The sequence below is a fragment of the Euzebyales bacterium genome, from assembly GCA_035461305.1.
Lineage (GTDB): Bacteria > Actinomycetota > Nitriliruptoria > Euzebyales > JAHELV01 > JAHELV01.
Genome location: DATHVN010000050.1, coordinates 27,546 through 40,818, shown reverse-complemented (window position 1 = coordinate 40,818; position 13,273 = coordinate 27,546). Strand labels below are relative to the sequence as shown.

At 71.3% G+C, this 13,273-nt stretch carries 14 protein-coding genes; 9 read left to right on the top strand and 5 right to left on the bottom strand.

Features of this window, described 5'->3' with window-relative positions; all coding sequences use genetic code 11:
* Positions 1-103 precede the first annotated feature (103 nt).
* From VK923_04760 to VK923_04740, 5 genes are read left to right on the top strand one after another with little or no spacing between them, the layout of a single operon-like run.
* Positions 104-586 carry a hypothetical protein gene (locus tag VK923_04760; protein HSJ43979.1) on the top strand — a complete coding sequence of 161 codons (483 nt, stop codon included), beginning with the start codon at positions 104-106 and terminating at the stop codon, positions 584-586.
* The gene (locus VK923_04755) at positions 580-1,125 is read left to right on the top strand and encodes an NAD(P)-dependent oxidoreductase (GenBank protein HSJ43978.1); all 546 of its coding nucleotides are present in this window, start codon (positions 580-582) and stop codon (positions 1,123-1,125) included. The genes VK923_04760 and VK923_04755 overlap by 7 nt, the downstream gene beginning before the upstream one ends.
* A 17-nt stretch (positions 1,126-1,142) precedes the next feature.
* Entirely contained in the window at positions 1,143-1,892 is a 750-nt protein-coding gene (locus tag VK923_04750) for a creatininase family protein (GenBank protein ID HSJ43977.1), read from the top strand.
* Positions 1,889-2,281, top strand: coding sequence for a cupin domain-containing protein (locus VK923_04745; GenBank protein ID HSJ43976.1), 393 nt, complete (start codon positions 1,889-1,891; stop codon positions 2,279-2,281). The genes VK923_04750 and VK923_04745 overlap by 4 nt, the downstream gene beginning before the upstream one ends.
* Entirely contained in the window at positions 2,278-3,342 is a 1,065-nt protein-coding gene (locus VK923_04740) for a Gfo/Idh/MocA family oxidoreductase (protein HSJ43975.1), read from the top strand. The genes VK923_04745 and VK923_04740 overlap by 4 nt, the downstream gene beginning before the upstream one ends.
* Here the strand turns inward: VK923_04740 and VK923_04735 are convergent.
* The gene (locus VK923_04735; protein ID HSJ43974.1) at positions 3,339-3,584 is read right to left on the bottom strand and encodes a hypothetical protein; all 246 of its coding nucleotides are present in this window, start codon (positions 3,582-3,584) and stop codon (positions 3,339-3,341) included. The two genes, VK923_04740 and VK923_04735, sit on opposite strands and share 4 nt — an antisense overlap.
* A gap of 666 nt (positions 3,585-4,250) precedes the next feature.
* On the opposite strand from VK923_04735, the gene VK923_04730 reads away from it, so the two are divergent.
* Positions 4,251-4,553: a hypothetical protein gene (locus VK923_04730; GenBank protein HSJ43973.1), complete on the top strand. Its 303-nt coding sequence runs from the start codon at positions 4,251-4,253 to the stop codon at positions 4,551-4,553.
* On the top strand, positions 4,550-6,133 hold the full coding sequence (locus tag VK923_04725; GenBank protein HSJ43972.1) for an NAD(P)/FAD-dependent oxidoreductase: 1,584 nt from the start codon (positions 4,550-4,552) through the stop codon (positions 6,131-6,133). Before VK923_04730 ends, VK923_04725 begins: the two co-directional genes overlap by 4 nt.
* On the opposite strand, the gene VK923_04720 is transcribed toward VK923_04725, so the two are convergent.
* Together VK923_04720 and VK923_04715 are read right to left on the bottom strand one after the other, a co-directional pair.
* Positions 6,114-6,866, bottom strand: coding sequence for a hypothetical protein (locus tag VK923_04720; GenBank protein ID HSJ43971.1), 753 nt, complete (start codon positions 6,864-6,866; stop codon positions 6,114-6,116). The two genes, VK923_04725 and VK923_04720, sit on opposite strands and share 20 nt — an antisense overlap.
* Positions 6,867-7,401: 535 nt before the next feature.
* A complete protein-coding gene (locus VK923_04715; GenBank protein ID HSJ43970.1) occupies positions 7,402-8,385 on the bottom strand; it encodes an aldo/keto reductase in 984 nt (327 codons plus the stop codon).
* A 30-nt stretch (positions 8,386-8,415) separates the two neighbouring features.
* On the opposite strand from VK923_04715, the gene VK923_04710 reads away from it, so the two are divergent.
* A complete protein-coding gene (locus tag VK923_04710) occupies positions 8,416-9,429 on the top strand; it encodes an NAD(P)-dependent oxidoreductase (protein HSJ43969.1) in 1,014 nt (337 codons plus the stop codon).
* Positions 9,430-9,587: 158 nt separating this feature from the next.
* On the opposite strand, the gene VK923_04705 is transcribed toward VK923_04710, so the two are convergent.
* The gene (locus VK923_04705; protein ID HSJ43968.1) at positions 9,588-10,724 is read right to left on the bottom strand and encodes a M14 family zinc carboxypeptidase; all 1,137 of its coding nucleotides are present in this window, start codon (positions 10,722-10,724) and stop codon (positions 9,588-9,590) included.
* A gap of 397 nt (positions 10,725-11,121) precedes the next feature.
* On the opposite strand from VK923_04705, the gene VK923_04700 reads away from it, so the two are divergent.
* The gene (locus tag VK923_04700) at positions 11,122-12,135 is read left to right on the top strand and encodes an NAD(P)-dependent alcohol dehydrogenase (GenBank protein HSJ43967.1); all 1,014 of its coding nucleotides are present in this window, start codon (positions 11,122-11,124) and stop codon (positions 12,133-12,135) included.
* 103 nt (positions 12,136-12,238) lie between these two features.
* Here the strand turns inward: VK923_04700 and VK923_04695 are convergent, their stop codons facing one another.
* Positions 12,239-13,243, bottom strand: coding sequence for an amidohydrolase family protein (locus VK923_04695; protein ID HSJ43966.1), 1,005 nt, complete (start codon positions 13,241-13,243; stop codon positions 12,239-12,241).
* Positions 13,244-13,273 lie beyond the last annotated feature (30 nt).

Here is a 13,273-nt window from a genome sequence, read left to right as displayed (position 1 = left end):
CGGAACCGCGATCGACCCTGAGCACAACCGCACCTCTCTCGTACAAACGATTGTATGGTCTGAAGATATGCAACTCGACGATGGGGATCAACAGCACATCGGGATGGAACCTCCGACGGCCGGCCCGCCCGGTGGCCGCACCACGCCGACCGACCGGGCCGTCGTCGCGCTCCTCGGCACCCGCCATCCCGACCTCGACATCGAGCGCGGCATCCTCGAACCGGCGGGTGCGCGCCTGGTCACCGGACGCGGCGACGACGCCGACGCGATCGTCGACGTCGCGGGCAGTGCGGACGTGATCATCACCGGCTCCCGACCCCGGTTCGACGCAGCGGTGATCGCGCGGCTGCGGTGCTCGCGGATCGTACGCGCCGGCGCCGGCGTCGACACCATCGACCTGGCCGCCGCACGCGCCCACGGCATCGAGGTGGCCTACGTGCCCGGCTACGGGACGGAGGCAGTCGCGCAGCACACGCTGGCGCTGGTGCTGGCCGCAACCCGCCGGCTGACCGTCGCGGACCGGACGGTACGCGCCGGCGGCTGGGACTCGATGCCATCCGCCCCCTGCACCTGCCGGACGTGCTGACCGCGGGCGTGGTCGGGCACGGCCGCATCGGTGCGAGAGTCGCACAGCTGCTGCACGCCGTCGGGTTCGGCCGGGTGCTCGCCCACGACCCGCACGCTCCACCCGACGCAGCGGGTGTCGAGCCCTCCGGCTTGCACGACCTGCTGGCCACGGCGGACGTCGTCACCCTGCACGTGCCGGCCACGGACGGCACGCCGCTGCTCGACGCGACCCGGCTCGCGCTGCTGCGGCCGGGCAGCGTGCTGGTCAACACCGCCCGCGGGTCGCTCGTCGACGCACCCGCACTCGCGGCAGCCCTGCGCCGCGGCGCCCCCGCTGTCGCGGCGCTCGACGTCCACGCCACCGAACCGCCCGACCTCCGTGTGTTCGACGGCGTCACCGACCGCCTGCTGCTGACCCCGCACATGGCCTGGTACGCCGAGGAGTCGGCGACCGAGCTGCGCCGCCGCGCCGCCGAGGAGGCCTACCGCGCCCTGGTCGGCGACGCTCCGCTGCACGACGCCATGGCCACCATGGACCCGCACCCCGGAGAGGCATGATGAACGAGCGATCGATCATGCGGCTGAGCACCACGCAGATCGCCGAGCTGGCACGCCGGACCGCCACAGCCGTGCTGCCCCTCGGCAGTGTCGAGCAACATGGCCCCCACCTGCCGTGCGGCACCGACACGTTCGCGGCGGAACTGGTCGCCGAGGCGCTCGCCGAGCGCCTCGACGCGCTGCTCGTGCCTGTCGGGCCGTACGGCGTCACGCCGATCCACGCCGGCCACCCGGGTACCGTCAGCCTGCGCCGCACCACCTTCGAGGCGCTCCTCCACGACGTCGCGGAGGCACTCGTCGAGGACAGCGCGATGGACCGGCTGGTGCTGTGCAACTGGCACGAGGGCAACAACGCGTCGCTCGACGCGGTCGCCACCGAGCTGCAGGACGACCACCCCGGCGTCGTCGTGGTCACCGCGCACGCCTGCTACACCGCTGAGCGGATCTACGCCGCAGAGGGCGGCGAGCTGACGCACGGCGGCGGCATCGAGACGATGGCCGTGCTGGCACACGACCCGGCGCTGGTGCGCGGTGACCTGGCCGACACCCCCGCGCGGACGGATCACGCCGCGGCGATGGACACCATGCGGCGCGACCGCGAGGTGCACGGCTACATCACCGACGTCACCGAGATCGACCGCGACGGCTGGTACGGGCGCCCGGGCTGGGCGACCGGCGAGCGCGCTGCGGCGTTCGCCGAGCGCGTGGCCGCCGAGATCGCGGCGCAGGTGACGCGGATCTTCGTGCTGCGCGAGGGGACGTCATGACGGTGGTGCCCCACGCCACGTGGGAGGTCGCACAGCTCGAGGGACGCCGGTCTGCCGACCCGCTGGCCGGCCTGCCGACCGCCTCGAGCCTGCGCGTGGTGCGGCTGCGCCGGACCACGGGTCGCCAGGCCCATGTGCATCCGCACTCGGAGGAGGTCGTGTACGTCGTGGCGGGCACGGGGCACGTGTGGATCGAGGAGAGGCGCAGCCCCGTGACGCCCGGCGACGTCGTGCACGTGCCGGCAGGCGTGGCGCACGCCACCGTGCCCGATCCCGGATCCGACATGGAGCTCGTCTGCTTCTTTCCGCACCCCGACCTCGCCGCCAACCTGAGCGAGACGACGTACGTCGTCGATCCTGACGCCAACGGACCGGAGCCGACCGCATGAGCGACCCCACCCACCGTCCGCCGTTCGACCCGGTGCGCCTCGCCCCGGTGGGCCTCGGCCGCTGGGCGAAGGTGCTGGCCCGCGGCGCGCAGCGCGGCGGGGTGATCGAGCTGGCGTCGTGCTTCTCGCGCTCGGCGGACAACCGTGTGGCGTTCTGCGCCGAGTTCGGCGTGCCGCGTGCGGCGTCGTCCTACGACGAGCTGCTGGCCGACGACGAGATCGAGGGTGTGATCATCACCACACCCAATGACACCCACCGGCCACTGATCGTCGAGGCGCTCGACGCCGGCAAGGCGGTCTACGTCGACAAGCCGATCGCCCACACGCTCGACGACGCCCTGGCCGTCCGCACCGCCGTCGAGCGCTCGGGTCTGGTGTTCTCGGTCGGCCACTCAGCGCGCCGCCTGGCCGGCAGTCGTGTGATGCGGCGCTGGATCGACGACGGGACGCTGGGCGCCGTCTCGCTCGCGGAGGCCAACTTCTCGAACGAGCGCGGTCTCGAGCTGACGCCCGAGACCTGGCGCTGGTACGCCGACAGGTCGCCCGGCGGCACGCTGATCCAACTCGGGGTGCACCACGCCGACAACCTGCAGTACCTGCTGGGCTCGGTCTCGTCGGTATCCGCCCACGCCCGCCGGCTGCACACGGCGTCGGAGGTGCCCGACGCGGTGATGTGCATCCTCGAGTTCGCCTCCGGCGCGCTCGGCTACCTCGGCTGCGGCTGGGCGTCGCCCGGCATCTACCAGATCCGCCTGCAGGGCACGAAGCAGAACCTGCTGTACGACCTCGACTTCACGCACTGGGACGCGTCCGACCAGGCCGACGACTGGTCGACGCTGCAGTCCCAGGCCTACCGCCAGTCGGTGCGTACGGAGGTGCCGCTGCCCCGCACCGACATGTTCCGCGAGCAGCTCGACGAGTTCGCGCTGGCCATCAGGGACGAGGCCACCGTGGAGGTCGGCGCCGACGAGGCGATCCGCGCGCTGGCGATCGTCCACGCGGCGCTCGAGTCGTCACGTCGCGACGGCGCCTCGGTGGAGGTGGCGCCGCTGCTCACCTAGCCCCGCTCACGGGACGGGCCGCCCAGCGTCACGCGGCACAGCTCCTTGGTCTCGTGGTCCACGACCCCGCCGTAGAACGACGCGTCCCACGTCTCGCAGAACGTGCGCAGGATCTCGGGGACGTGCACACGCACGGCGAGGCTCTCGGGGCGTCGGGTCCCCCGCGTCGCGCCGCGCTCGAGGTGCGCGCGCAGCCCGGGGTCGGTCACGGTGGCGGGATCGACATAACTGGTCCGGGGCATCCGTGCTCCTGGCAATCGTTTGCGTAGGAGTGCTCCCAGCCTACCCGTGCCCAGAGGGACCCTGTCCCCCGGATCCCTTGACAGGTCTGACAACGATCGGATACAAACGATTGCAACGCTGGACCAGGCAGGCGTCGCACGGGGGTACACGAGAGGAGTCCGCACGTGGTGGCACGATCGACACGGATGAGCGCCCTGCTGGTCGCACTGCTGCTCTGCTCGCCGCGTGCGGCGGAGCGGCGGAGTCGGCTCGGAGACCTCGCGAGAGTGAGAGCGGTGGGAGCGAGAGTGCCGATGGCGGCGGCGAGCGTCGGGCGACCCCATCGTCATCGGGATCTCGCTACCGCTGACCGGTGAGTTCGCCGAGCCGGGCTCGGCCGCACAGACCGGATACGGATCTGGCCCAGGACGTCAACAGCAGTGGCGGACTGCCCGGCCGGCCCGTCCAGCTGATCGTCCGCGACGACGCCTCGGACGTCAACACCGCGGTCAGCGACTACGAACGGCTGATCACCACCGAGAACGTCGACCTGGTCTTCGGCCCGTTCTCGTCCAAGCTCGTGATTCCCACGTCCGAGGTCGCCGAGCGCTACGAGATGTTGTTCGTCGAGCCCGCAGGTCGACTTCGCGCCGCTGGCCAACGCGATCGCCGACTCCGACGCCGACATGGTCGTGGGCGGCACGATCTTCGAGGACTCGGTCGGCCCGGTGCGTGCGACGCAGGAGATCGGCTACCAGCCCGACGCCGCGTTCTTCACGACCGGGCCCAGCCTGCCGACGTTCGGCGAGGCGCTGGGTGACGCCGCCAACGGCGTGTTCGCGGCCGGCTGGGGTCGCTCTACCTTGGCGGCGGGCTGCAGGCCACCGAGGGTGATGGCGACGAGGCCACCGGAGCCGCGCGACGCGCCACGTCGCCGAGCCGGGAGGCCGACGCCACATGACACATCCGACACCAGGGGGGTGACGTGAGCACGACCGCGGATGTCGTCGTCGCCGGCGCCGGGCACAACAGCCTGATCGCCGCCGCGTACCTCGCGCGGTCCGGCCGCGAAGTGCTGATCCTCGAGGAGCAGGACGTCCTCGGCGGTGGCGCCGTGACCGAAGAGCTGCTCGGACCCGGCTACCTGATCGACTCGTGCTCGACGGGCCACACGCTGATCCAGGGCAACCCGCTGCTGGCCGACGACGAGCTGGGGCTGCGGTCCGAGCAGGGCCTGACCTACGTCGACCCGGATCCCGTCGCCCACGTCGTGTTCCCCGACGGCGAGTCGTTCACGATGTGGCTCGACGTCGAGCGGACCGTCGCCGGGTTCGCGCGCTTCTGCCCCGCCGACGCCGAGGCCTACCGCCGCATGCAGCGGGAGTGGGCCGAGGTCCGCGGGGTGTTCAGGTCGAACCTGTTCACCCCGGTCGGCACGGGCCCGTCGGTCGACGACACGCTGCGCGCCACGCCGTCCGGCCGAGTGTGGCTGCGCCGCAAGGCCCTGAGCGCGTGGCAGGTCATCAGCCACGAGTTCACCGACCCGCACGTGCAGGCCTTCGTGTGCTGGCAGGCGTCCCAGACGCTGGTGGCGCTCGACGCACCGGGCTCGGGCGTGCTCGCCTACTCGATCATGGCCGGTCGCCAGGCCCGCAGCTGGTCGATCCCGCGTGGTGGTTCGGGCCAGCTCACCGACGCGCTGGTGCGGGTGATCGAGGCGGCGGGTGGCACCGCGCTGACCGGGCGGCGGGTCACCGAGCTGATCGTCGACGCCGGACGCTGCGTCGGTGTGCGAACCGGCGACGGCGAGGAGTTCCGCGCCCGCGAGGCCGTCCTGTCGACGATCCACGTCAGGCACCTGCTCGACATGGCGCCCCGCGAGCTGTGGGGCGAGGACTTCGTGTACGGTGTCGAGACCCTCGACGTCGGCCTGCCCGCCTACGTCGTGTACCTCGGCACGACCGCGGCCCCCGCGTTCACGACCACCGACGGGACCGGGTCGGCGGTGTCAGCGGGCTGGGCGGGCTGGCCCGAGGACGTCATCGACGCGACCACCAGGATCCGCCGTGGTCACGCCGACCCCGACTTCCCCTGGGCGCTCGTCGCGACGCCCAGCCTGGTCGACGACCGGCGGGCGCCTGCGGGGCACCACACCGTCAAGATCCTGCACCCACAGTCACACCTGCCACCGAAGGGCGAGACCTGGGACGAGGCCAAGCCCCGGTTCACGGCGGGCCTGCTGGACCGGCTGCGGGCCATCGCGCCCAACATGACCGCCGACGTGATCACCGCCGAGCTCGCCCGTAGCCCCGACGACATCGCCGCCGCCAACGCCCACATGATCGACGGCACGTTCCACGGCGGCGACCGGGCCACGCCGTTTGCGGATGCGCTGCGGCCAGCGCCGGGCTGGGCCCAGCACCGGATGCCGATCCCCGGGCTCTACCAGACCGGCGGCACCACCCACCCAGGCGGGTCGATCACCGGTGCACCAGGCCGCAACGCGGCCCAGGTCATGCTGCGTGACCTCGGTACGTCGATCGGGGAGGTCATCGCCGCCGGTCGCTGACGCGAGCCCCAGGTGTCAGGACGTCGGCGCCGCAAGGTCGGCGGTGCAGCGCACGATGTGCAGCCCGTGGTTCTTGTCGGTCACGTACGCGTAGCCGCACGCGTCGACCAACACGTCCTCGGACTGCGTCACCAGCGCGGTCCGCCGGCAGCAGCCCGCGCCGCTGCGTCGCGTCGTCGGGCAGGATGTGGGCGATCTCGCGCGGCACCCACGGGTCGCGGACGTCGTAGACCCGCAGGCCGGCGTTGAACCAGGTCAGATGGACGACCGTGTCGGACTGGAACAGGTGCGGGTTGCCCTGGTGATGGTGCTGGTTGTGGGGACCGAAGCGGCCGCCGCGTGTCTGGAAGTTCGGGTAGGGGGCGCCGTCGTGCGGCACGGGTGGGGGCAGTAGCGAGATCAGCCGGGGTCTGGACTCGTCGGACAGGTCCACGATGCCGGCGAAGTTGTACGGCTCGGCGGACAGCTCGGCGATCGCCTCGGTGTTGACGACCGCGAGGCGCCGCGGCAGCGGGATCACCGTGTGCATCGCGATGACGCTCGAGAACGCCGCACCGATGTCGAGGCGGGAGATCAGGCGCGGCGTCGTCGGATCGGCGATGTCGAGGATCACGACCCCGGCGGCGCCGTACGGGAGGTAGCAACGGTCCCCCAGCGCATACGGCGGTCCGTGGAGCGACAGGCGGCGGTCCGGACGCGCGCCGCCCGCGACGTACTGCTCGCGAGGAACCACCGGCCGACCTCGCGCGGCGCGGCCGGGTCGCCGACGTCGAGGACCGAGTAGATGTTGCCGTCGTGGCCGGGCACCGCGGCCGTCGCGTGGACGTACCGGCCGCCGTCGTAGAAGTTGCGGTGCGTTCCGCTCGCGCCGTACCGATGGCAACCGAGCTCGACCGGAGCCCGTGGTTCGCGCACGTCGTAGAGCACGATCCCCTCGTCGGTGGCGTGCTGCGGGTCGCCACCCCACGCCGGCGGGCGGTGCTCAAGCGAGCCGACCAGCAGGCCATGGGCCACCTGGACCTGCCAGGTGGCGACCAGTGGGCCGTCGGTCGCGACGATCACACCGATGATCTCCGGTCGCCGCGGCTCGGTGACGTCGAGGATCCAGATGCCCGGCTCCCAGAACCGCGTCGCATACAGGACCCAGCGCTCGTCGACCACCTGCAGCGCGAGCTTGAACGACGGCCTGGCCTCGAGGTCGTGGTAGGCGATCAGCTCGACGTCGGCGGAGGCCCGGCCGTCCACGTGGGCTCCTGGCGTAGGGTCGATCAAGTCTCCAGCGCGTGCATCATCGCGGCCGGGTAGCGGTCGCCGGCGACCGTGTGCGCGTCGAGCAGCCGCCGCAGGTCGTCCAGGTCGGCGTCGGCGAGGGTCATCGCCGCGGCGGCGAGGTTCTCGTCGAGGTGAGCGCGCCGCGTCGTGCCCGGGATGGGCACGATGTCGTCGCCCTGGGCGAGCACCCACGCCAGCGCGGCCTGGCCCGGCGTCGCGCCGACGCGTGCGGCGACGGCCTCGACGGCCTCGAGCAGCGCCAGGTTGTGCTCGAGGTTGCCGTCGGCGAACCGCGGCTGACGACGGCGCGAGTCGTCCTCCGCCAGTGCGGCCCGCTCGCGGATGGCACCGGCGAGGAAGCCGCGGCCCAGCGGGCTGTAGGCCACCAGGCCGATGCCCAACTCCCGCAGCGTCGGCAGCACCTCCGCCTCGACGTCGCGCGTCCACAGCGAGTACTCCGTCTGCACCGCGGTGATCGGATGGGTGTCGTGCGCCCGGCGGATCGTGTCCGGACCCGCCTCGGACAACCCCAGGAACCGGACCTTGCCGGCGTCGACCAGCTCGCGGATCGCGCCGACGGTCTCCTCGATCGGGACCTGCGGGTCGACGCGATGCTGGTAGTACAGATCGATGTGGTCCATGCCCAGCCGGCGCAGCGACGCGTCACACGCGCGATGCACCTGGGCCGGGCTGCTGTCGAGGCCACGGCTACCGTCGGGGTGACGCACCTGGCCGAACTTGGTCGCGACCGCCACCCGGTCGCGCATCGGTCGCAGCGCCGCGCCGATCAGCTCCTCGTTCGTCCCAGGGCCGTAGATGTCGGCGGTGTCGAACAGCGTCACGCCCGCCTCGACCGCCCGCTGGATCGTCGCGTGTGAATCCTCCTCGTCCGCACCGCGGTACGCGAACGTCATGCCCATGCAACCCAGGCCGACCGCGCCCACCGCCAGACCCTGGCTCCCGACGTCGCGCTGTTGCATCGCCTCGTCCCTTGGCCTCGCTGATCCTCACTGATACAATCGTTTGCACCCTACACCATCGGGGCGCGACCGCCCGAAGATCGACCTGAGGAGACCGCCGCGATGTCGCTGGAAGACACAACGATCGGGTGGATCGGCGCCGGAAGGATGGGCGTCGCGTTGATCCGGCGGCTGCTCGACGCGGGGTGCGACGTCGCGGCGTGGAACCGGACCCGGTCCAAGCTCGACGAGCTGGCCACGGCGGGGGTCAAGGTGGTCGACCGTGCCGTCGACCTGGCCGACCGCGACCTCGTCGTCACCATGGTGTCGTCGTCGGATGTGTTCGACGCGGTCACCCTGGGCGCCGACGGGCTGCTCACCGGCGGCTCCGGCCCTGCCGTGCTGATCGACTCGTCGACGGTCTCCGTCGAAGCCTCCGAGCGCGTCCGCCGCAAAGCGGCGCAGGTCGGCACCTCGGTGCTCGCGGCTCCGGTGAGCGGGAACCCGAAGGTCGTCTCGTCCGGCCGGCTGACCGTCGTGGTGTCGGGCCCGCGGGAGGCCTACGAGCGGTCCTCCGCGCTGCTGGACCTGTTCGGGCAGAAGGTCACCTACGTCGGGCAGGGCGAGCGCGCCCGCCTGGTCAAGATCTGCCACAACCTGCTGCTGGGGATCGTCACGCAGTCACTGGCCGAGATCACCGTGCTGGCCGAGCGCGCCGGCGTGCCCCGCCACGACTTCCTCGAGTTCCTCAACAACAGCGTCATGGGGTCGACGTTCAGCCGCTACAAGACCCCGGCGTTGGTGAACCTGGACTTCACCCCGACCTTCACCGGCGACCTGCTGCGCAAGGACTTCGAGCTCGGGCTCGAGGCGGGACGCCAGTTCGACGTGCCGCTGCCCGTGTCGGCGCTGGTGCACCAGATGGTCGTCCAGCTGATTGGCTCGGGGCGCGGCGACGTCGACTTCGCCGCGCTGCTCGAGCTGCAGGCCGAGCTGTCCGGCATGGACCTGGTGTCCGAGGACGTCGATGTGTCCGACGGGCTCACCCCGCCCGAGGGCGGCTGATCCACGCCGACAACCTTCGACCGCGCCCAGGACCGTCGCACCGAACAGCACGCCGTCCGCATTCGAGCACCGCGGTAGCCTCCGGGCCCGATGGCCCTGGCGCACGGCTGCCCGTGTTCCCGGAGGCTCGTGGCTTCGGGGACACGGGCGGACCATGCTCAGCCCGAGTGCTCCTCGTCGTTCGGCGCACCGATGCCAGGACCGCGGTCAGGCAGCGCGTCGGCGACGGCCGTGTCCGCGGTGAACAAGGAGCCGTCCGCCAGCGCCGCCACGACCGAGATGGCAGCGTTGTACGCGGTACGGGTGATGTAGCCGTTCGACTTCTGGCCGATGCCGCCCCGCATCTCGAACAGGACCGATCCGGCGCCCAGCAGCCCGTAGGCGTTGCGTGCGATGCCCGGTGTGGTCGTCCCCGGGTATCGCGTGATGTTGGCGAAGCCGTACTGGTCGAGCTCGGTCACCATGACCGACACGACGCGCTTCGACAGCTCCACGGCCTCCGCGAACTGCTCCTCGACGCCGAGCTCCTCAGCAGCAGCGGTCGCATTGGGCCACATCGTCGACCCGGTGATCAGATCGCCGTCCTCGTCGACGTACGAGCCCTGGTGATGGAAATCAATGACCACCAGCGGGTCGCGTTCGTCGAACAGCAGCCGCATCGCCAGCGACTCGGGGACCGGGTTCGGCCCACCCGTGTAAGGGTCGACGTCCGCCTCGGGCAGGTAGGAGTGGTAGCGGTTGATGTCATAGCCGCGTCCACGCTGATAGAAGGGCGGGCACGGGCCGGTCACGCAGAACGGGTCGTAGTTCTGCCGCCACGGCGTGGTGTTGCCGAACGCGTCGGTGACCGGTGCGTCGAACCCGTCGACGTTGACCCGTGGGACCACGGTCAGCGTGACCGCGTCGCGGATGGCGCGCGACTGGGCCGAACCGTTCGACAGCGTGCGGACCAGGTCGATCATCGCCTCGCTCACGACGTATTCGTCGCCGTGCTGCTGTGCGATGATCATGATGCCGGCAGGCCCGTCGCCGATGGTCACGACTGGAATCTCGCGGCCTGTGTTGCTCTCACGCGGCGCCGCGGTCAGCTCGAGCGCCCCCTTTGCCGAGGATTCGGCCTGCTCGAGGGTCGACCACAGCTGTTCATAGCTGCGTAGGCCCGCCAACGACTCCGTCTGCTCGTCGGTAGGCCACGGCCCGTTGGGAACGCTCTGCGGTTGCGCGACAGCCGGTGCGGCGACCAGCAGCACGGCCGCTGCGCACAGCCCGAGTGCGTAGGAACGTAGTCGGATCATCACGGTAGCCCCCTTGCCGTCATGTGCCTAGCCGCAGCGCCCCCGGACACGCACCAGGCCGTCGGTCGCGGTCCGCCGGGCGTACGCGACGCTCCGGCGTCAAGGTGTAACAGACCGCAGTGCACCGCGAAAGGGGCACATCGGCGCGAGGACTCGAAGGATGGCGCGGCCTCAGGGTGTTGAGAGGTGCTGGGGCGTTCCCCGATTGCGGTCACGCGCACCGGCGTGGACAGTGAAGGCAGTGGCCGGGACGACGCCGCCCGAGCATTCTGTGGAGAGCGAGCAGGAGCGCAGACGATGAAGGCGATCGGGCACGACGGCTACGGGACGAGACCGCATCACCAGCTGAGGCGTCGGTGACCAGGCACATGACAGCGGCGACAGCGCGGAGCGCACGATGAAGGCAGTGGTCCAGCAGCAGTACGGCTCACCCGACGCGCTCGAGGTCCGCGAGATCGCCATGCCGACGATCGCCGACGACGAGGTCCTGGTGCGGGTCCGCGCGGCGTCGGTCCACCCCGACGTCTGGCACGTCGTGCAGGGGGTGCCCTACGTGCTGCGTCTCATGGGTGCCGGCCTGCGCCACCCGACGAACCCGGTGCCGGGTACGGATGTGGCCGGAAAGGTCGACGCGGTCGGTGCCAAGGTCACACGGCTCCGCCCCGGCGACGAGGTGTTCGGCGAGACCGTCAGGGGTCACCAGTGGCGCAACGGCGGTGCCTACGCCGAGTACGTCGCCGTTCCGGCGGACCAGTTGGAGATGAAGCCGGCGAATGTGACGTTCGAGCAGGCCGCCGCCGTCCCGACCTCGGGCATCATCGCGCTGCAGAACGTCCGCGACGTGGGACGGGTGCGCCCCGGTGACGTGGTGCTGGTCAACGGGGCCGGCGGCGGCGTCGGCTTGCTCGCCGTGCAGCTCGCGAAGGCGTACGGCGCCGAGGTGACCGGCGTCGACCGCGCCGACAGGCTCGACCTTGTGCAGTTGGCTGGCGCCGACCACGTCATCGACTACACCACCGACGACTTCACCCGAGGCGACGAGCGCTACGACCTCATCGTCGACATTCCCGGCAACCACCCGTTCGCCGAGTGCCGGCGGGTGCTCACACCGGGCGGCAGGTACGTGCTGATCGGCCACGACCGCTTCGGCGACGAGGGCGCACGGTGGATCGGCCGGGGACTGCGTGCGATGCTGCCGCTGATGGCGAGGTCACCGTTCGTGCCCGAGCTGCCCCCACCGAACATGAAGATGTCGACCAAGCACGAAGCGCTCGCCGCACTGCGGGCACTGCTGGAGGCAGGCGCGATCTCGCCGGTCGTCGGCCGGACGTTCCCGCTGCACGAGGTGCCGGAGGCGATCCGCTGCCTCGCGCGCGGCGACACCCCGGGAAAGATCGTCATCACCGTGTGACCCACCTTGCAATCGTACGAGCAACGCAAGGTGGTTGATCTTCCGTACGGTCTGCCGCGCGAGCGACCAACCACCGTGCCCTCAGGCCAGAGACGCAGGGTGGTCACGCGATGGTCAGGTCGTTGATCAGGCGTTCGACGTTGCCGCGGAGGATCAGGGTGCGTTCGGCCTCGGTCAGGCCCGGGACCTTGGCGATCGTGCCGACCGGGTCGGGATCGCCCATCTCGAACGGGTAGTCGCTGCCCATGACGACGTGCTCGACGCCGGCGAACGCCACCAGGGCCGCCACGGCCTGCGGGTCGTGGAGCACGGTGTCGAAGTACAGGCGCCGCAGCGACGCCTCAGGCGGCTCTGACAGCACGGTCGCGGTCAGGTCCGGACGCGCGACGTACCCCCGCGCGATCCGACCGGCCTGGTACGGCACGAAGCCGCCGCCGTGCACGACGCAAATGCGCAGCTCCGGGTAGCGCTGCAGCACACCCCCGTAGACCACGTGTCCGACGGCGATGGTGGTCTCCGCCGGGTTGCCGACCATGTTCGACAGGAAGTGGCGGCGCACGCCGCGACCCGCCAGCGAGTCCAGCGGATGCAGCAGGACGAGGCATCGCAGCTCGGCGGCGGCCGCCCAGAAGGGGTCAAGGCCGGGGTCGTCGAGCTCCCGTCCGTCGACGGTCGTGGCGATCTCGACGCCGACCATGCTTAGCTCCGTCACGGCCTGGCGCAACACGGCGGCAGCGCGCTCCGGAGCCTGCAGCGGCACGGTGCACAGCCCGCGGAACCGGTCGGGCGTCACCATCACCATCTCGGCGACCGCCGCGTTGAACAGGCGCGCGAGTCGCTCGCCCTGGTCCGGCGGCAACGCGTAGGCCGTCAGGTCGATCCAGCTCGACAGCAGCTGCACGGTGACGCCGGCGGTGTCCATGGCCGCGATGCGGGCGTCGAGGTCGGCCAACCCGGGGTGCAGCGGCATGCGTCCCGGAGTCCCCGCCACGAAGAGGCGTCCGCGCCCGCCGTCGTCGCCAATCTCCACGCCGAGATCGTCCTCACCCGCGCGGATCGCCTCGATCACCCGCGGTGGGATGCAGTGCGCGTGCACGTCGTAGGTCATGTCGTTCCTTGCATCTGCGTGGGACCTCCC